At 70.2% G+C, this 18,776-nt stretch carries 17 protein-coding genes and 1 pseudogene; 9 read left to right on the forward strand and 9 right to left on the reverse strand.

The annotated features are described in order from the left end of the window. Nucleotides 1-22 precede the first annotated feature (22 nt). The 3 genes and pseudogenes from IO24_RS42695 to ychF form a co-directional block, all read right to left on the reverse strand. Nucleotides 23-193 (reverse strand): Txe/YoeB family addiction module toxin, encoded by a 171-nt coding sequence (locus IO24_RS42695; protein WP_078898890.1) that lies wholly within the window; start codon nucleotides 191-193, stop codon nucleotides 23-25. Continuing rightward, a pseudogene (locus IO24_RS0105845) lies at nucleotides 190-456 on the reverse strand (type II toxin-antitoxin system Phd/YefM family antitoxin); the annotation flags it as partial. The gene IO24_RS42695 and the pseudogene IO24_RS0105845, both read right to left, overlap by 4 nt. 210 nt (nucleotides 457-666) lie before the next feature. Further along, entirely contained in the window at nucleotides 667-1,755 is a 1,089-nt protein-coding gene (gene ychF / locus IO24_RS0105850; RefSeq protein WP_031132562.1) for a redox-regulated ATPase YchF, read from the reverse strand. A gap of 168 nt (nucleotides 1,756-1,923) precedes the next feature. Between ychF and IO24_RS0105855 the strand changes: the two genes are divergently transcribed. Beyond that, a complete protein-coding gene (locus IO24_RS0105855; protein WP_031132564.1) occupies nucleotides 1,924-2,520 on the forward strand; it encodes a DUF6542 domain-containing protein in 597 nt (198 codons plus the stop codon). 22 nt (nucleotides 2,521-2,542) lie between these two features. Here the strand turns inward: IO24_RS0105855 and ppgK are convergent, their stop codons facing one another. Together ppgK and IO24_RS0105865 are read right to left on the reverse strand one after the other, a co-directional pair. Next, nucleotides 2,543-3,289, reverse strand: a complete 747-nt coding sequence (gene ppgK / locus IO24_RS0105860) for a polyphosphate--glucose phosphotransferase (RefSeq protein WP_031132566.1) — start codon at nucleotides 3,287-3,289, stop codon at nucleotides 2,543-2,545. Nucleotides 3,290-3,357: 68 nt separating this feature from the next. After that, entirely contained in the window at nucleotides 3,358-4,383 is a 1,026-nt protein-coding gene (locus IO24_RS0105865) for a 4-hydroxy-3-methylbut-2-enyl diphosphate reductase (RefSeq protein WP_078898888.1), read from the reverse strand. A gap of 212 nt (nucleotides 4,384-4,595) precedes the next feature. Between IO24_RS0105865 and xseA the strand changes: the two genes are divergently transcribed. From xseA to IO24_RS0105880, 3 genes are all read left to right on the forward strand, one after another. Then, on the forward strand, nucleotides 4,596-5,804 hold the full coding sequence (gene xseA / locus IO24_RS0105870; RefSeq protein WP_031132570.1) for an exodeoxyribonuclease VII large subunit: 1,209 nt from the start codon (nucleotides 4,596-4,598) through the stop codon (nucleotides 5,802-5,804). A gap of 9 nt (nucleotides 5,805-5,813) precedes the next feature. Continuing rightward, nucleotides 5,814-6,059: an exodeoxyribonuclease VII small subunit gene (locus IO24_RS0105875; protein WP_031132573.1), complete on the forward strand. Its 246-nt coding sequence runs from the start codon at nucleotides 5,814-5,816 to the stop codon at nucleotides 6,057-6,059. Nucleotides 6,060-6,181: 122 nt separating this feature from the next. Further along, entirely contained in the window at nucleotides 6,182-6,772 is a 591-nt protein-coding gene (locus IO24_RS0105880; RefSeq protein ID WP_031132575.1) for a malonic semialdehyde reductase, read from the forward strand. A gap of 55 nt (nucleotides 6,773-6,827) precedes the next feature. On the opposite strand, the gene IO24_RS0105885 is transcribed toward IO24_RS0105880, so the two are convergent. Continuing rightward, a complete protein-coding gene (locus IO24_RS0105885; RefSeq protein ID WP_031132577.1) occupies nucleotides 6,828-7,352 on the reverse strand; it encodes a DUF4245 domain-containing protein in 525 nt (174 codons plus the stop codon). Between the two features lie 126 nt (nucleotides 7,353-7,478). On the opposite strand from IO24_RS0105885, the gene glpX reads away from it, so the two are divergent. Then, nucleotides 7,479-8,513 carry a class II fructose-bisphosphatase gene (gene glpX / locus IO24_RS0105890; RefSeq protein WP_031132579.1) on the forward strand — a complete coding sequence of 345 codons (1,035 nt, stop codon included), beginning with the start codon at nucleotides 7,479-7,481 and terminating at the stop codon, nucleotides 8,511-8,513. Between the two features lie 78 nt (nucleotides 8,514-8,591). On the opposite strand, the gene IO24_RS40385 is transcribed toward glpX, so the two are convergent. After that, the gene (locus IO24_RS40385) at nucleotides 8,592-8,969 is read right to left on the reverse strand and encodes a WhiB family transcriptional regulator (RefSeq protein WP_031132581.1); all 378 of its coding nucleotides are present in this window, start codon (nucleotides 8,967-8,969) and stop codon (nucleotides 8,592-8,594) included. A gap of 114 nt (nucleotides 8,970-9,083) precedes the next feature. Next, complete coding sequence (locus IO24_RS0105900; RefSeq protein WP_031132583.1) at nucleotides 9,084-9,803, reverse strand: DUF1707 SHOCT-like domain-containing protein; 720 nt, start codon at nucleotides 9,801-9,803, stop codon at nucleotides 9,084-9,086. Between the two features lie 165 nt (nucleotides 9,804-9,968). Between IO24_RS0105900 and IO24_RS0105905 the strand changes: the two genes are divergently transcribed. The 4 genes from IO24_RS0105905 to IO24_RS0105920 all read left to right on the forward strand — a co-directional run bounded on the left by IO24_RS0105905 (nucleotide 9,969) and on the right by IO24_RS0105920 (nucleotide 16,338). Further along, nucleotides 9,969-11,636 (forward strand): fumarate hydratase, encoded by a 1,668-nt coding sequence (locus IO24_RS0105905; protein ID WP_031132585.1) that lies wholly within the window; start codon nucleotides 9,969-9,971, stop codon nucleotides 11,634-11,636. A gap of 77 nt (nucleotides 11,637-11,713) precedes the next feature. Then, a complete protein-coding gene (locus IO24_RS0105910; RefSeq protein WP_031132588.1) occupies nucleotides 11,714-13,117 on the forward strand; it encodes a class II fumarate hydratase in 1,404 nt (467 codons plus the stop codon). Nucleotides 13,118-13,199: 82 nt separating this feature from the next. Further along, the gene (gene fomD, locus IO24_RS0105915; RefSeq protein WP_078898886.1) at nucleotides 13,200-13,892 is read left to right on the forward strand and encodes a cytidylyl-2-hydroxypropylphosphonate hydrolase; all 693 of its coding nucleotides are present in this window, start codon (nucleotides 13,200-13,202) and stop codon (nucleotides 13,890-13,892) included. Nucleotides 13,893-14,193: 301 nt separating this feature from the next. Then, nucleotides 14,194-16,338: a SpoIIE family protein phosphatase gene (locus tag IO24_RS0105920; RefSeq protein WP_031132592.1), complete on the forward strand. Its 2,145-nt coding sequence runs from the start codon at nucleotides 14,194-14,196 to the stop codon at nucleotides 16,336-16,338. 62 nt (nucleotides 16,339-16,400) lie between these two features. Here IO24_RS0105920 and IO24_RS0105925 read toward each other — a convergent pair whose 3' ends face one another. Further along, nucleotides 16,401-18,692, reverse strand: a complete 2,292-nt coding sequence (locus tag IO24_RS0105925; protein WP_031132594.1) for a transglycosylase domain-containing protein — start codon at nucleotides 18,690-18,692, stop codon at nucleotides 16,401-16,403. Between the last annotated feature and the right edge of the window lie 84 nt (nucleotides 18,693-18,776).

Genomic DNA, 18,776 nt, shown 5'->3' on the forward strand with positions numbered 1-18,776 from the left:
GGCGAGCCGCGAGGATCACTATCTACTTGTCCGTGACCAGGTACACAAGGCGGTGTTCATCGTCGATCCGTCTCGACCACGCCCCTGGCAAGAAGTACTTCAAGGACTCGGGCTTGCCGATCCCCGTGGAGGGGTCGCCCTTGAGCCAAGACGTGTAGTCCTCCCAGCCCTGATCCTCGAAGACAAGCCTCACGCGGCACCGGTAGCAACATCCGCCACATCTGGATCGATCAGCTCGCGCTCCGACACATTGACGTTGAGGGCATTCTCGTACGCCTTGAGCAGTCGCCGTGCGTTCACAGGCGAGCGCAGCAGGTACGAGCCCTCGCGCAGCGCCGCGTAGTCCTCGGCCGAGGCAAGCACTGCGTTGCCATGCTTGGAGACGATCTCGATGGCCTCGTGGTCGTCGTTGACCTTCTTGATCAGCGGAAAGTGAGCCTTGCGGGCTTCGCTCGAGTAACCGACATAAGCCGGCTCCCTACCTCAAGTGGTACCGGATAACGCACCACTCACGGCCGCCTCAAACAGAGCCAATAAGGTGACGGACAACCAAAAAACCCAGCACCATCCCAGCACGGGAAACAGCAAGGGGCCGGCACCCGGAGGAGCCGACCCCACTTGACCTGCATGTTTGCCAGGTCGCCAACGTGGTGTTGTTTCATCCGCTCACACGTTGAACCGGAACTCCACCACATCCCCGTCCTGCATGACGTACTCCTTGCCCTCCATCCGGGCCTTCCCCTTCGCGCGGGCCTCCGCCACCGAGCCCGTCTCCACCAGGTCGCCGAAGGAGATGACCTCGGCCTTGATGAAGCCCTTCTGGAAGTCGGTGTGGATGACGCCGGCGGCCTCGGGGGCCGTGGCGCCCTTCTTGATGGTCCAGGCGCGGGATTCCTTGGGGCCGGCGGTCAGGTACGTCTGGAGCCCCAGCGTGCGGAAGCCGACGTGGGCCAGGGTCGCCAGGCCCGGCTCTTCCTGGCCGACGGACTGGAGGAGTTCCAGCGCCTCGTCCTCGTCGAGCTCGGCGAGGTCCGCCTCCAGCTTGGCGTTGAGGAAGATCGCCTCGGCGGGGGCGACCAGGGCCCGCTGCTCGTTCTTGAAGTCCTCATCGGTCAGCTCGTCCTCGTCGACGTTGAAGACGTAGAGGAACGGCTTGGTGGTGAGCAGGTGCAGGTCGTGCAGGAGCTCGGCGCGCTCGCTGCCCTGGACGAGGCCGTGGACGAAGAGCGTGTCGCCCTTCTCCAGGATCTCCTTGGCCTCCTCGACGGCCTTGACCTTCGGCGCGATGTCCTTCTTGATGCGCGACTCCTTCTGGAGGCGCGGCAGGACCTTCTCGATGGTCTGCAGGTCGGCGAGGATCAGCTCGGTGTTGATCGTCTCGATGTCGTCCTTGGGCGAGACCTTGCCGTCCACGTGCACGACGTTCTCGTCCTTGAAGGCACGGATGACCTGGCAGATCGCGTCGGACTCGCGGATGTTCGCGAGGAACTTGTTGCCCAGGCCCTCCCCCTCGGAGGCGCCGCGCACGATGCCGGCGATGTCGACGAAGTCGACCGTGGCCGGAAGGACCCGCTGCGAGGAGAAGATCTCCGCCAGTTTCGTCAGGCGGGGGTCGGGCACGCCGACGACGCCGACGTTGGGCTCGATCGTGGCGAACGGGTAGTTGGCCGCCAGCACGTCGTTCTTGGTCAGGGCGTTGAACAGGGTCGACTTGCCGACATTCGGCAGACCGACGATTCCGATCGTGAGCGACACGTTGCGACTTCCCGTGAGTGGAGGGCCAGGGGGCCAGGGGACCGGCCGATCCACCAGTCTACGGCGTGTCCGGAACCGCCCCGGCGATGTGTCGAACGCTTGGCCAAGCTGCGGCCGACGGCGTGTCAGAAGGGCTATTCGGCATATTGAACGACCTAAGTTGGTGCGGTGGAGCAATACAGGACGCGATCTCCCCAGTACGGACCGCGACGGGACCGGCCGCCCGGGCCTCCCCGCCAACCCGTGCCGTCCCAGGCGGGGCGGGGAGCGGGGGGCGAGCCCGTGCGTGCGGCGCGAGCGCCCGGGCCGCGGCGCCGCCCGGCGCAGGTGCGACGGCCCCTGCCCGCACCGGCGCCCGCCGCCGGCCGGCTGCCGAACCCCCGGCTGACCGGCCTGGGCGGCGGGCTGTTCTGCGCGGTGGTGATGTTCCTGCTGGGCGCGCTCTGCTCGGCGCTGTTCGGGGCGTCCATGACGGCCTACGGCGTGCTGTTCCTGCCGGTGTGCGTGCTGACCGCCCTCTGGGTGCGCCGGGGTGACCTGATGACCGCGCCGGTCGTGGTGCCGATCGCGTTCGTCGTGGGGCTGCTGCCGGTGGCCGACGGTGAGGGAGGGGCCGGCGGTACGCTGATGGGCCTGGTGACGGCGCTCGCCACGCAGGCCGGCTGGCTGTACGCCGGGACTCTGATCGCCGGGCTGATCGTGATCGTCCGGCGGATCCGGCTGGTGCACCGGCGGCGGACGGCCGGGGCCCGGCCGCCGGTGTGACACACCCCGTACGAAACGGCCCCTACCGCTCGGCCGCCCGCATCGCCGCGCCCACGATGCCCGCGTTGTTCTGCAGCTGCGCCGGGACGATCTCGGCCTTGATGCCCTCGATGCTGGGCAGGAACTTGTGGGACTTGCGGCTGACGCCGCCGCCGATGATGAACAGCTCCGGCGAGAACAGCATCTCGACGTGGGCGAGGTACTTGCGCACGCGGTGTACCGCCCAGTGCTCCCACGTCATGTCGTGGTCCTCACGGGCTTTGCTGGAGGCCCGCTTCTCCGCGTCGTGCCCGTCGAGTTCCAAGTGGCCCAGCTCGGTGTTGGGGACGAGGACACCGTCGACGAAGACCGCGCTGCCGATGCCCGTGCCGAGGGTCAGCAGGATCACCGTGCCCCGGCGGTCGCGGCCGGCGCCGAAGTGCATCTCGGCGACACCCGCCGCGTCCGCGTCGTTGACCACCGTCACCGGCAGCCCGCCGAGCCGCTCGCCGAGCAGCGCGCGGGCGTCGGTGTCGATCCAGCCGTCGTCGACGTTCGCCGCCGTGCGGATCGTGGCTCCGTCGGTGACCACGCCCGGGAAGGTGACCCCGACCGGGCCCGTCCACCCGAAGTGGTCGACGACCTGCTTGACGCCGTCGGCCACCGCGTCGGGCGTGGCCGGGTGGGGGGTGAGGACCTTGTGGCGCTCCTGCGCCAGGTCGCCCTTGTCCAGGTCCACCGGCGCACCCTTGATCCCGGATCCGCCGATGTCCACTCCGAAGATCTGCATGGCCCTACGCTACGACGAACGACTGACGGTCACAGGCCGGACGGCGGTGCTGCCCGGCCTGTTCCCGATCACTGCCCGGAATTTTCACCGGTCCCGGCGCCGCCGCGCTCGGCGGCCAGGGCCACGGCCTCCTCGCGCAGGTCGCGGCGCAGCTCCTTGGGCAGGGAGAACGTGATGGACTCCTCCGCCGCCTTGACGATCTCGACGTCCTCGTAGCCGCGCTGGGACAGCCATTCCAGGACCTGCTCGACCAGGACCTCCGGGACGGAGGCGCCCGAGGTGACGCCGACGGTGCTCACGCCCTCCAGCCAGGCCTCGTCGATCTCGTCGGCGTAGTCCACGAGGTAGGCCTCACGGGCGCCGGCGATCTTGGCGACCTCGACGAGCCGCTTGGAGTTGGAGGAGTTGCGCGAGCCGACCACGATGACCAGCTCCGACTCGGCGCCCATCTGCTTCACGGCCAGCTGGCGGTTCTGCGTGGCGTAGCAGATGTCGTCGCTGGGCGGGGAGATGAGCTGCGGGAACTTGTCCTTCAGGGCGTCGACGGTCTCCATGGTCTCGTCGACGGACAGTGTGGTCTGGGAGAGCCAGACGACCTTGGACGGGTCACGGACCTCGACCTTCGCCACATCGCCCGGTCCGTCGACGAGCTGGATGTGGTCGGGGGCCTCGCCGGAGGTGCCGATGACCTCTTCGTGGCCCTCGTGGCCGATCAGGAGGATGTCGTAGTCCTCGCTCGCGAAGCGGACGGCTTCCTTGTGGACCTTGGTGACCAGGGGGCAGGTGGCGTCGATGGTGGCGAGGCGACCGCGCTCGGCCTCCTCGTGGACGACGGGGGCGACCCCGTGCGCCGAGAACATCACGATGTTGCCCGGGGGGACCTCCTCCGTCCGCTCGACGAAGATCGCGCCCTTCTTCTCCAGGGTCTGCACGACGTACTTGTTGTGGACGATCTCGTGCCGGACATACACCGGAGCGCCGTACTGCTCCAGGGCTTTCTCGACGGCGATCACGGCGCGGTCCACACCCGCGCAGTAGCCACGGGGGGCGGCGAGCAGGACACGGCGGCCAGGCGAAGCAGACATGCGTCCCATCGTAAGGCCGCGTCCGGCGGGTCGAAGATCGTGTGTGGGTGAAGTCCCCGGGAAGACCGAGATGGTGTGACGCGAGTGACGTACGGCGGGAGCGGAGGCACGACATCCGCGACCGGGACGGCGGCCGCTGCGGCGCGCTCGCCGGGGCCGGGCGTGATGCGGCAGCGGGCGGGTGTCCGGCGATGTCAGCGACGGCCACTACTCTCGCGGGCATGGCTGTGAACACGACTCCGGAAGCCCCGCTGCCCGTCGGCGAGGTGTCGCGGCTCATCGGGGGCTGGATCGACCGGCTCGGGGCGGTGTGGGTCGAGGGGCAGATCACGCAGTTGTCGCGGCGGCCGGGTGCGGGTGTGGTGTTCCTGACGCTGCGGGACCCGTCGTACGACATCTCGGTGAGCGTCACCTGCTACCGGCAGGTGTTCGACGCCGTCGCGGACGTGGTGAGCGAGGGTGCCCGGGTCGTCGTCCTCGCGAAGCCCGAGTGGTACGCCCCGCGGGGGCAGCTGTCGCTGCGGGCGGCCGAGATACGGCCCGTCGGGGTCGGGGAACTGCTCGCGCGTCTGGAGCAGCTGAAGAAGTCCCTTGCGCGGGAGGGGCTGTTCGCGCCGGAGCGGAAGAAGCCGCTGCCGTTCCTGCCGCAGCTGGTCGGGCTGGTCTGCGGACGGGCCTCGGCCGCCGAGCGGGACGTGCTGGAGAACGCCCGGCACCGCTGGCCCGCGGTGCGCTTCGAGGTGCGCAACGTCGCCGTGCAGGGCGTGCACGCCGTGCCGCAGGTCGTGCAGGCCGTGAAGGAGCTCGACGCGATCGACGACGTGGACGTGATCATCGTCGCGCGGGGCGGCGGCAGCGTGGAGGACCTGCTGCCGTTCTCCGACGAGCAGCTGATCCGCACGGTCGCGCAGTGCCGTACGCCCGTGGTGTCCGCCATCGGGCACGAGCCGGACAACCCGCTGCTGGACCACGTCGCCGACCTGCGCGCCTCCACCCCGACCGACGCCGCCAAGAAGGTCGTGCCGGACGTCGGCGAGGAGTACGAGCGGGTGCGGCTGCTGCGGGACCGGGCGCGGCGGTGCGTGGCGGCGCTGGTGGACAGGGAGGAGCGCGGGCTGGCGCACGCGCTCGCGCGGCCGTCCATAGAGGATCCGCACCGGATGATCGACGTGCGCGCCGACCAGGTGGCGGACCTGCTCGACCGGGGCCGGCGCTGCCTGCGGCACCAGCTCGACCGCGCCGAGTCGGAGCTGACGCACACGCACGCGCGCGTGGTGGCCCTCTCCCCCGCCGCGACGTTGAAGCGCGGGTACGCGGTGCTGCAGAAGGCGGACGGGCACGCGGTCCGCGACCCCGGCGAGGTGGCGGCCGGCGAGGCCCTGCGCGCGCGGGTCTCCGAGGGTGAGTTCTCCGTACGAGTGGACACATAGGGTGGGTGGATGACCAGCGAGGTTGATGAGACACCGGGCGCCGGCGAGGCGCTCGGGTACGAGCAGGCGCGGGACGAGCTGATCGAGGTCGTCCGGCGGCTGGAGGCGGGCGGTACGACGCTGGAGGAGTCCCTCGCGCTCTGGGAGCGGGGCGAGGAACTGGCCAAGGTGTGCCGGCGCTGGCTGGAGGGGGCCCGGGCGCGGCTGGACGCGGCGCTGGCGGAGGAGGCCGCGGAGCACGAGGACGCGGAGTAACCCGGACCGGTCGGTCGGGGAGTGGCACATGACACCCCCACTTTGGTTGAACGTTGAACTTCATTCGCGTACGGTCGAAGCCGTCAGCCGATCTTCCGGACCGGACACGAGAAAGTACATCCATGTCCCTCGCTCTTGACCGCGCCGCCCAGGACCTCCTGTTCCGCGAGGCCCGCACCGCCAACACCTTCACCGACGAGCCGGTGACCGACGAGCAGGTGCAGGCGATCTACGACCTGGTCAAGTACGGTCCGACCGCCTTCAACCAGACCCCGCTGCGCATCACCCTGGTCCGCTCCCCGGAGGCCCGCGAGCGCCTGCTCGCGCACATGGCCGAAGGCAACCGGGCCAAGACGGCGAGCGCCCCGCTGGTGGCGATCCTCTCCGCGGACAACGAGTTCCACGAGGAGCTGCCGCACCTGTTCCCGGCCTTCCCGCAGGCCAGGGACGCCTTCTTCACCGAGCGCCCGGTGCGTGAGAGCGCCGCCGCGATGAACGCCGGCCTGCAGGCCGCCTACTTCATCATCGGCGTGCGCGCGGCCGGCCTGGCCGCCGGTCCGATGACGGGCGCGGACCTGGAGGGCATCCGCAAGGAGTTCCTGGACGACGACCACACCCCGCTGATGGTCGTCAACATCGGCCGCCCCGGCCCGGACGCCTGGCACCCGCGCTCCCCGCGCCTGGAGTTCGACCAGGTCGTCTCGACCGTCTGAGCGACGGACACGACAAAGGCCCCCGGCACCCGCCGGGGGCCTTTCTCCTGCGCGTTCACTTCGTCCGCAGCGCCTCGGCCATCTTCGTCAGCTGTGCGAACGACGCGGTGCCCGTCACGACCGTCGTCGAGCCCTTGGTGCCCTCGAGGACCAGCGCGTCGTACCGGCCGCCCTCGTAGCGGATCCAGGTCTCGTCGCCGATCTTCTCGGTCTTGCCGGTCTCCCGCGCGCCCTGCGTCGCCTCGTCGAGGAAGACGGGACGCCGCTGAGTGGACTGCTCGACCGCCACGTACTCCCCCTCGGGATCGTGGAAGCCGAGGTGCCAGGCGTCGAACCGGTCGCCCTCGAAGCGGACGGAGGTGGCCTTCCACGCGCCGGGCAGGCCCTGGGGCGCGGCCACCGGGTAGGAGGCGGCGCGGCGTGCCGTGAGCAGCTCGACCCGGTAGTCGACGGGCTTGACGTCGGGCGCACTGTCGTCGTGCGGGATGAAGAGGTACACGAAGCCCGCCACCAGGACGATGATTCCCATGGAGAGGATCATGTCCCGCGCCGTCTTCTGCTTGCCGTTCGTGCCTGCCACGCCCCTATCGTCGCAGGTCCCTGCCGCGCTCATCCGTGGGGGCCCCTGCTCATTTTGCGGGGTCGGCGATAGAGTCGGGCGACGCAACCCTCATCCGGCCGTCGTCGTACAGAAAGGTGCGCTCCGATGACCGAGCATCATCACTTGCCGTCCGAACTCGATGTGCCCTCCGAGGCCCCCGACCGCAACCTCGCCCTGGAACTGGTCCGGGTCACCGAGGCGGCGGCGATGGCCGCGGGCCGTTGGGTCGGGCGGGGTGACAAGAACGGCGCCGACGGCGCCGCGGTGCGTGCCATGCGCACTCTCGTCTCCACCGTCTCGATGAACGGCGTCGTCGTCATCGGCGAGGGCGAGAAGGACGAAGCCCCGATGCTGTTCAACGGGGAGCGCGTGGGCGACGGGACCGGGCCCGAGTGCGACATCGCCGTCGACCCGATCGACGGCACCACGCTGACCGCGAAGGGCATGACCAACGCGATCGCGGTGCTGGCCGCCGCCGAGCGCGGGTCCATGTTCGACCCGTCCGCCGTCTTCTACATGGACAAGCTCGTCACCGGGCCCGAGGCGGCCGACTTCGTCGACATCAACGCCCCGGTCTCGGTGAACATCCGCCGGGTCGCCAAGGCGAAGCGGTCCGCGCCGGAGGACGTGACGGTGGTGATCCTGGACCGCCCGCGGCACGAGGGCATCATCAAGGAGATCCGGGACACCGGGGCCCGCATCAGGCTGATCTCCGACGGCGATGTGGCCGGCTCGATCCTGGCGCTGCGCGAGGGCACGGGCGTCGACCTGCTGCTCGGCATCGGCGGTACGCCGGAGGGCATCATCTCGGCGTGCGCGGTGAAGTGCCTGGGCGGCACGATCCAGGGCAAGCTGTGGCCCAAGGACGACGAGGAGCGGCAGCGGGCGATCGACGCGGGGCACGATCTCGACCGGGTGCTGACCACCGAGGACCTGGTCACCGGGGAGAACGTGTTCTTCGTGGCCACCGGCATCACCGACGGGGAGCTGCTGCGGGGGGTTCGCTACCGGGCGGAGACCGCCACGACCGACTCGATCGTGATGCGCTCGCGGTCGGGCACGGTCCGCCGGATCTCCTCCGAGCACCGGCTGAGCAAGCTGCGGGCCTACAGCGCGATCGACTTCGACAAGGGGAAGTAGCCCCGAGGAGAAGCAGGCCGGCACAGCGAAAGGGCGTCCCCGGTGCGGTGGGGACGCCCTTGCCGTACTGCTCGGCCGTCAGCCTGCCGCCGCTATCTGGTTCGCCGGGCGGGCCGCCTTCTTCAGCTCCATGTCGCGGCGGCGGCGCCGGGCCAGGACCACGCGGCGTTCCGCGGCGGTGAGGCCGCCCCAGACGCCGTAGGGCTCGGGCTGGAGCAGGGCGTGTTCCCGGCACTCGACCATCACCGGGCAGCGGGCACAGACCCGTTTCGCCGCTTCCTCCCGGGACAGCCGCGCGGCGGTCGGTTCCTTGGAGGGGGCGAAGAACAGGCCGGCCTCGTCACGCCGGCACACCGCCTCGGTGTGCCACGGGGCGTCTTGGTCCCTGTCTCGCGCTGGCACCCGCGGGGCCGGAACGGCAGCGACCTGCAGGGACGAATGCGGCGGTTGCAGCACGGTCTACTCCTGACGACGGCTTCGCGAGCGAGAGACGATGCAGCAAGGCCTACCCGCTGTACGCGCGCCTATGCACTGAGTTCCGAACCGCCGGATTCGAGTGATTCGCGACTGTCAATGTCCCAGGTGTTTGCGCAAACTCCTGTCCACCTTGCGCTGCACCCGGTCCAGGATGTCCGCCACCACCCTGCCCCGCTTCGGCCGCGCCTCGACGCTGCCCATGATCGCCCAACCGTCGACGTAGACGATGGGGGCCTCCGGTTCGCCCGAGTCGAGCGTGGCCACCTCGAAGCTGCCGAGGACTCCGCCGCCCATGCCGCGCAACGACACGTTCTCCGGGACGCGGATGTCGACGCTGCCGAAGATCGCGAACGACTTGACGACGACCTGCTGGTGATCGAAGAGGGCCTCGCTGAGATCTATCTCGACGCTGCCGAAGATCGCGTACGCGTGGATGCGGCGGCCGGCGCGCCAGCGGCCTTTGCGGACGGCGCCGCTGAAGACCGCGACCACGTTGTCGTCCGGGTCGATCGGGATGGCGCCGGCCGTGGGGCGCTGGGGGGCCGGGGCATGGCCGGGGCCGGGGCCCTGGCGATGGGCCGCGGGCAGGTCCCGTATGAAGACCTCCAGTTCGCCGACGGTCTTGGCGCGCAGCACCCCGTCGACGCGCTCGGCGTGCTCGTCCGCGGTGAGGCGGCCCTCGGCCAGGGCGTCGTGCAGGATGTCGGCGATGCGGTCGCGCTCGGCGTCGGAGGCGCGGAGCTCCGTGTCGGAGGCGCGGGGCGCTGAGACGGCGGGCCCCTGCTTCTGAAGGTCCTGCTTGTGAAGGTCCACGGCAGCAGGGTACCGAAACACGATAGATCGCGACACCCCCACGATCCTTGCTGTGTGACGAACTGAGCCTTACCTCACAAGCTCGCCGTCAGCGGCAGGTTCTACGCTGGTTGACGCCCGCCAACGGAGGCGGGCCGCCGTCCGTCGAGTGAGGAATGGGCTGAGATGCCTGAGTTCGCGTACACCGATCTGCTCCCCCAGGGAGAGGACACCACCCCCTACCGGCTGGTGACCTCCGAGGGTGTCTCCACGGTCGAGGGGCCGGACGGGCGGACCTTCCTCCAGGTGGAGCCGGAGGCGCTGCGCAAGCTCGCCGAGGAGGCCGTCCACGACATCCAGCACTACCTGCGCCCGGCCCACCTCGCGCAGCTGCGCCGCATCATCGACGACCCCGAGGCGTCGGGCAACGACAAGTTCGTGGCGCTGGACCTGCTGAAGAACGCGAACATCGCGGCGGCCGGTGTGCTGCCGATGTGCCAGGACACGGGCACGGCGATCGTGATGGGCAAGCGCGGGCAGAACGTGCTGACGGCCGGCCGCGACGAGGAGGCGCTGAGCCGCGGCATCTACGACGCGTACCAGAACCTGAACCTGCGCTACTCGCAGATGGCTCCGCTCACCATGTGGGAGGAGAAGAACACCGGTTCCAACCTCCCCGCGCAGATCGAGCTGTACGCGGCCGACGGCGGCGCCTACAAGTTCCTGTTCATGGCCAAGGGCGGCGGCTCGGCCAACAAGTCGTTCCTGTACCAGGAGACGAAGGCCGTCCTGAACGAGTCCTCCATGATGAAGTTCCTGGAGGAGAAGATCCGTTCGCTGGGCACGGCGGCCTGCCCGCCCTACCACCTGGCGATCGTGGTCGGTGGTACGTCCGCCGAGTACGCGCTCAAGACCGCCAAGTACGCCTCCGCGCACTACCTGGACGAGATCCCGGCCGAGGGCTCCGAGCTCGGGCACGGCTTCCGGGACAAGGAGCTGGAGGAGAAGGTCTTCGAGCTGACGCAGAAGATCGGCATCGGCGCCCAGTTCGGCGGCAAGTACTTCTGCCACGACGTGCGGGTGGTGCGTCTGCCGCGGCACGGCGCGTCCTGCCCGGTCGCCATCGCGGTGTCCTGCTCCGCCGACCGCCAGGCCGTCGCGAAGATCACCGCCGAGGGCGTCTTCCTGGAGCAGCTGGAGACGGACCCGGCGCGGTTCCTGCCGGAGACGACGGACGAGCACCTCGACGAGAGCGACGTCGTCAGGATCGACCTGAACCAGCCGATGGAGACGATCCTCGCCGAGCTCACCAAGTACCCGGTGAAGACCCGCCTGTCCCTGACCGGCCCGCTGGTCGTGGCCCGCGACATCGCGCACGCCAAGATCAAGGAGCGGCTGGACGCGGGCGAGGAGATGCCGCAGTACCTGAAGGACCACCCGGTGTACTACGCCGGTCCGGCCAAGACGCCCGAGGGCTACGCGTCGGGCTCCTTCGGCCCGACCACGGCCGGCCGGATGGACTCCTACGTGGAGCAGTTCCAGGCGGCGGGCGGCTCCAAGGTGATGCTGGCCAAGGGCAACCGCAGCAAGCAGGTCACGGCCGCCTGTGACGCCCACGGCGGCTTCTACCTCGGCTCCATCGGCGGCCCGGCCGCGCGCCTGGCGCAGGACTGCATCAAGAAGGTCGAGGTCGTCGAGTACGAGGAGCTCGGCATGGAGGCCGTCTGGAAGATCGAGGTCGAGGACTTCCCGGCGTTCATCGTGGTCGACGACAAGGGCAACGACTTCTTCCAGGACCCCGCGCCGGCGCCCACGTTCACCTCCATTCCGGTACGCGGTCCGGGACTCGCCTGAGAAGGGCGGTGACGATTCACCTCCACGGGGAACAGTGGTCGCGGCGCTGACGCTGTGACACGTGGAGGTGATCGTCGATGACCGACGAGCAGGACAGGACCGAGTACCGCACCGAGCACGACTCCATGGGCGAGGTGCGGGTGCCCGCCCACGCCAAGTGGCGTGCCCAGACCCAGCGCGCCGTGGAGAACTTCCCGGTCTCCGGGCAGCGCATCGAGCGCGCGCACATCGAGGCACTGGCCCGGATCAAGGGGGCGGCGGCCAAGGTCAACGCCGAGCTGGGAGTCCTGGACAAGGACATCGCCCAGGCGATCCAGGAGGCGGCCGGGGAGGTCGCCGAGGGGACGTGGGACGAGCACTTCCCGGTCGACGTGTTCCAGACCGGGTCCGGGACCTCGTCCAACATGAACACCAACGAGGTCATCGCCACCCTGGCCGGTGAGCGGCTCGGGCGGGCCGTGCACCCGAACGACCACGTCAACGCCTCCCAGTCGTCCAACGACGTCTTCCCCTCCTCGATCCACATCGCCGCCACGGCCGCCGTGACGCGCGACCTCGTCCCCGCCCTGGACCACCTCGCCGCCTCCCTGGAGCGCAAGGCCGAGGAGTTCGCCGACGTCGTGAAGTCCGGGCGGACGCACCTCATGGACGCCACGCCCGTGACGCTGGGCCAGGAGTTCGGCGGGTACGCCGCCCAGGTGCGGTACGGCATCGAGCGGCTGGAGGCCTCCCTCCCCCGGCTCGCCGAACTGCCCCTCGGCGGTACGGCCGTCGGCACGGGCATCAACACCCCGCCCGGCTTCTCCGCCGCCGTCATCGAGGAGGTCGCCCGCACGACGGGACTGCCCCTCACCGAGGCCCGGAACCACTTCGAGGCGCAGGGCGCCCGGGACAGCGTCGTCGAGACCAGCGGGCAGCTGCGGACCATCGCGGTCGGGCTGACGAAGATCGCCAACGACCTGCGGTGGATGTCCTCCGGGCCGCGCACCGGCCTCGCCGAGATCGCCCTGCCCGACCTCCAGCCCGGCTCCTCGATCATGCCGGGCAAGGTGAACCCGGTCATTCCGGAGGCCGTGCTGATGGTCGCCGCGCAGGTCGTGGGCAACGACGCCACCGTCGCCACCGCGGGCGCCGCCGGGAACTTCGAGCTCAACGTCATGCTGCCCGTCATCGCGAAGAACCTGCTGGAGTCGATCCGGCTGCTCGCCAACGCGACGCGGCTGCTCGCCGACCGGACCGTGGACGGCATCACCGCCGACCGTGAGCGGGCGCGGGAGTACGCCGAGTCCTCCCCCTCGGTCGTCACCCCGCTCAACAAGTACATCGGCTACGAGGAGGCCGCGAAGGTCGCCAAGAAGGCGCTGGCCGAACGGAAGACGATCCGTCAGGTCGTGCTGGACGGCGGGTATGTGGAGCGAGGGGACCTGACCGCGGAGCAGCTCGACGAGGCGCTCGACGTCCTGCGGATGACACACCCGTGACGAGGGAACGCGACGTGTGACCGGCGCGTGAACCGTGACACGCGCCGCAGCGTCGTATGCCTACGGCACCTAATATCTGTTCATGGCGGACGGTGGAGCGATGAGACGCGTGGAAACGGGTGGTGCGGCGGGCTTCTGGGCACCCGGGAGCCGGATCCTGTGGCGGTACCGGGAGAACGGCGGCACGCACGTGCACATCGCGCGTCCCGTCACCGTCGTCCAGGACGACGCCGACCTGCTCGCCGTGTGGCTGGCGCCCGGCACCGAGTGCGTGAAGCCCGTGCTCGCCGACGGCACGCCCGTGCACCTGGAACCGCTGGAGTCGCGCTACACCAAGCCGCGGACCGTGCAGCGCGACCGGTGGTTCGGCACGGGTGTGCTGAAGCTGGCCCGGCCCGGCGAACCCTGGTCGGTGTGGCTGTTCTGGGAGCCGGGCTGGCAGTTCAAGAACTGGTACGTGAACCTGGAGGAGCCGCTGGCCCGTTGGGCGGGCGGCGTCGACTCCATCGACCACTACCTGGACATCTCCGTCCATCCCGACCGGAGTTGGCACTGGCGGGACGAGGACGAGTTCGCCCAGGCCCTGCGGGACGGGCTGATGGACGACCAGCGGGCGGAAAGGGTACGGGAGGCGGGGCGGGAGGCGGTCGAGCTGATCCGTGCCTGGGGGCCGCCGTTCTCGGAAGGCTGGCAGCACTGGCGCCCGGATCCGTCCTGGGCGGTACCGTCACTGCCGGAGGACTGGGATCGTACGCCTGCGCAAGTGTCCTCATGAGACCCTTGATGCGCCCCCGGGCAAGAAACGTAGGATCGTCCTCCGCAAGGGCGCGCGGCGGCAACTACCGGAGCACGCGCTGGGCTTGACCGATCGTCACCGAGGGGCGGCAGGACGTGAGCGAGGGGTACGAGGGCAACACCGGCAGGGCCTGCGCCACAGGCCCCCTGAGCCGCAGACGGCCGGCCGGTGGCACAGGAACAACCTCTGACCACGCGGGAATTCCGTTCCTGGGACACGTATTCCGGGTATCGGAGTTTCGGCGGGACCAACTGCGCGCGCGGCGCGCAGCCCCGGACGGATGGATTCGACACGCGTGACGGAGCAGCCGACCTCGTTCGAACGCCCCCAGACGGGCGTCGACCCCGCGGATCCCCGCGGGGCGTTCGCGCATACCCCGACACCGGCGCGTGCGCCCGGTGCGGGCGCCTTACCGGTACAGGGCCGCCCCGGCGGCGACGTCACCGTTCCGGTCACGACGGCACACAGCACGCCGGGCACGTCGGAGCCGGGCACCTCCACGCCGTTCGGCAAGGGCAAGGACACCGTGAGCGACCCCGCCTCCGAGCACTCCCAGCCGGGTGCCGAGCAGACAGCCGAGCGCGAGACCCCTCGGCCGCGCCCCGCCCCCGAGGGCATTCCGGTCCAGCCGGCCGACGAACAGGACCGGCCGGTGGTGAACTCCGACGGACAGGAGCGCCGCAGCGGCCAGAGCCTGCCGCCCGGCCGCCCCACGCCCATGCGGCGGGACGGCGACCGGCTGAGGTTCGTGGGGGCCGCCACCCGGCGGATCGCCCGCGGCATCGATCTCGACGAGATCGTGATGGGGCTGTGCCGGGCCACCGTGCCCACCTTCTCCGACGCGATCCTGGTCTATCTGCGCGACCCGCTGCCCGTCGGCGACGAGCGACCCATGGGCCCGCTGGTGCTGCGGCTGCGCCGCACCGACCGGATACCGGCGGAGCGCGACACCGAGAACGGCTTCCTGCCGGCCGCACAGCCCGAGCCGAACGAGCTGGACACGGTCGGCGCCGAGTTGTGCGAGGTGCGGCCCGGCAGCGCGCTCGCCGAAGTCCTGCGGGGCGTGCGCCCGGTGTTCACCGACGCCCCCGCGGCTCGCGCCGCGCTGCCGGAACTGCTGGGTGAGGGCGGCGAGTTCGCCGTGCCGGACGGGCAGCGCGCGATCCTCGCGCCGCTGCGCGGCCGGCGCCGGGTCATCGGTGCCGCGCTGTTCCTGCGCCGGCCCGAACGCATGGCCTTCGAGCCGGACGACCTGCTCGTGGCAGCCCAGCTCGCCACGCACAGCGCCCTCGGCATCGACAAGGCCGTGCTGTACGGCCGCGAGGCCTACATCGCGGACGAGCTGCAGCGCACCATGCTGCCCGAGACGCTGCCCCGCCCGACGGGTGTGCGGCTGGCCTCCCGCTACCTGCCGGCCGCGGAGACGGCCCGGGTGGGCGGCGACTGGTACGACGCGATCCCGCTGCCCGGCAGCCGGGTCGCCCTGGTCGTCGGTGACGTCATGGGGCATTCCATGACGTCGGCCGCCATCATGGGCCAGCTGCGCACCACGGCCCAGACCCTCGCCGGCCTCGACCTGCCGCCGCAGGAGGTCCTGCACCACCTCGACGAGCAGGCCCAGCGCCTGGGCGTGGACCGCATGGCGACGTGCCTCTACGCGGTCTACGACCCGGTATCGCACCGCATCACCATCGCCAACGCCGGTCATCCGCCGCCCGTCCTGCTCCACCTGGGCGGCCGCGCCGAGGTGCTGCGGGTGCCCGCCGGCGCCCCGATCGGGGTCGGCGGCGTGGACTTCGAGGCGGTGGAGCTGGACGCGCCCGCCGGTGCGACCCTGCTGCTCTACACCGACGGCCTGGTCGAGTCCCGGCTGCGCGACGTGTGGACCGGCATCGAGCAGCTGCGGGAGAAGCTCGCCGCGGTCGCGCAGCTCACCGGGCCGGACCATCCGCCGCCCCTGGAAGCGCTGTGCGACGAGGTGCTCGACATGCTCGGCCCGGGCGACCGGGACGACGACATCGCGCTGCTCGCCGCCCGCTTCGACGGGATCGCGCCCAGCGATGTGGCGTACTGGTTCCTGGAGCCGGAGGACGCCGCCCCCGGCCGGGCCCGCCGCCTCGCCCGGCGCGCGTTGCAGCGCTGGGGCCTGGAAGAGCTCAGCGACTCCGTCGAGCTGCTGGTCAGCGAAGTCGTGACGAACGCCGTGCGGTACGCGTCCCGGCCGGTGACCCTGCGGCTGCTGCGCACAGACGTGCTGCGCTGTGAGGTCGGCGACGACGTGCCGCAACTGCCGCGGCTGCGTCAGGCACGCGCCACCGACGAGGGCGGGCGCGGGCTGTACCTGGTGAACCGGCTGGCCCGGCGCTGGGGCGCGACCCGGCTCAGCACGGGCAAGGTGGTCTGGTTCGAGCTCAACCGCAGCTGACTCAGCCGCGTACGAACAAGCCGAAGGGCGCCCGGTGTGCACCGGGCGCCCTTCGGCGTCTCCTACTGGTCGTCGTCGCCCGGCTTGATCGGGTCGAACGGGTCACCGCCGTCGCCCGGCGGTGTCGTCTGCGGGGCTGTGGGCGGGGTGAAGGTGGGCGGTGTCGTCGACGGGCTCGGCGGCGGGGACGACGAGGGCTCCTCCGTGGTCGGCGGCGGGGAGGACGACGGCTCCTCGGTCGTCGGCTCCTGGGTGGGTTCCTTGGTCGGTTCCCGCGTCGGGGGCGGCGTCCAGGTCGGCTGGACGGCCGCGCCCTGCTGGGTGTCCAGGTCGAACTTTCTGACGTCGTCCATCACGCCGAAGGTGTACGCCGCCCAGATCTGCGCCGGGAAGCCACCGCCGTCGACCCGGGGCTTGCCGCCCGCCTTGTACATCGGGACCTGGGCGTGGGTCTTGGCGTCCTCGCCGAACAGGCCGACGGAGGTCACCAGGTCCGGCGTGTAGCCGGTGAACCAGGCCGACTTGTTGTTGTCGGACGTGCCCGTCTTGCCGGCGACCTGCTGGCCGTCGCGCCGGGGGTTGTCCCGTACGGAAGCCTGGGCGGTGCCGTCGTCGACCACGCCGGTCAGTACCGAGGTGACCGAGTCGGCGGCCTCGCGGCTGATGACCTGGTCGCCGACCGCGTCGGGCATGGTGACCGTCCGGTTGAGATGCTCGGCCGACTTCACCAGCGCCGGGGTGACCTTCTTGCCGTGGTTGTCGAGGGTCGCGTAGACACCGGCCATCTGCAGGGGGCTCGCGCCCATGCTGCCCAGGGTCTGCGCGGGGACGGCCTCCATATTCTCGGTGTCCATGCCGAGCTTGCCGGCGACGTCCACCACGTCGGTCATTCCGACGTCGACGCCCATCTGCGCGAAGACGGAGTTGACGGACTTGTTCATCGCCGTCTGGACGGAGATCGGTCCGTAGTTCCGGTCGTCCTCGTTCTCGGGGGCGAAGCCGACCTTGGTGCCGCCCTCCATGACCTGGCGCTTGCTCGTGCCGTCGTAGACCGTGTTCGCGGTGATCGGCTTGCCGTCCTGCGTCTTCGCCTGCTCCTCCAGGGCCGCGGCCAGGATGACCGGCTTGAAGGTGGAGGCCGGCTGGTAGTCGGAGCGGGTGGCGTTGTTCGTGTAGTGCTTGAAGTAGTCCTCGCCGCCGTACATCGCGACCACCGCGCCGGTCTTGGGGTTCACGGACGCGGCACCGGCCTGGACGTTCCCGTCGACCTTGCGCTTGGCGGGGTCGAGCTTGCCGGTCAGCTGCTGCTTGACGGACTTCTCCAGCGCCGCCTGCTTCTTCTTGTCGATGTTGAGCGTGAGGGTCCAGCCGCCGGCGTTGACCATCGCCTCGGCTTCCTTGGTGCTGTCGGCGGTGCCCTCGGCGACGAGCTGCTTCTCCAGCGCGGAGTTGGCCGCGTTGACCAGGTAGCCCTTCTGGCCCTCCATGCCGGGGGCGGGCTTGGGCTCCTTCGGCACCGGGAACTTCATGTCCGCTCGCTCGGACCGGCTCAGCCAGCCCTCGTCGACCATGTTGTTCAGGACGTAGTTCCAGCGCGCCTTCACCAGCTTCTTGCCGTCCTCGGAGGCGACGGCCCAGTCGTACTGGCTCGGCGCCTGGAGCAGCGCGGCGAGGTAGGCGCCCTGTGCGACCGTGAGCTTCTCGGCGTCGGTGCGGTAATAGGCCTGGGCGGCGGCCTGGATGCCGTAGGCGTTGCGGCCGTAGTAGCTGGTGTTGATGTAGCCGGCGAGGATGTAGTCCTTGGACTTCTCGCGGTCCAGCTTCAGCGAGATGACCAGTTCCTTCAGCTTGCGCGAGACGGTCTGTTCCTGCGTCAGGTAGTAGTTCTTGACGTACTGCTGGGTGATCGTGGAACCACCCTGCGCACCCTTGCCGGTGACGGTGTTGAGCAGACCGCGGGCCGTGCCCTTCAGGTCGACGCCGGCGTCCTTGTAGAACGTCTTGTTCTCGGCCGCCACGAAGGTCAGCCGCACGTTCTTGGAGACCCTGGACAGGTCCACGACCTCGCGGTTGACCTTGCCGTCGCGGGCCATGATCGAACCGTCGCTGTACTTGTAGATGTTGCTCTGGCGCTTGGCGTCGGCGTTCCCCTCGGGGATGCCGATCATCATGTACAGCACGATGAAGGCACCCATGCCCAGCAGGCACAGGCCGAGGAAGGTGCCGAGAATCTTCTTCCAGGTGAAGAGCCGGCGTATGCCGCTCTTCCCGGCCGCGCCCGACGAACGGCGGCGCTTGGGTGCCGCCCGGCGCCCACCGCGCTGTCGGGCGCGTCTCTCTTCCGCTCGTCCCATGGGTCCGATCCGCTCCGCTTCGTTCATGTGTGCTCACATGTCACACAGGTTCGCCGCTCAGGTCAGCTCAGAAAGCTAACACCG

The organism is Streptomyces flavovariabilis (assembly GCF_000725785.1).
Lineage (GTDB): Bacteria > Actinomycetota > Actinomycetes > Streptomycetales > Streptomycetaceae > Streptomyces > Streptomyces hawaiiensis.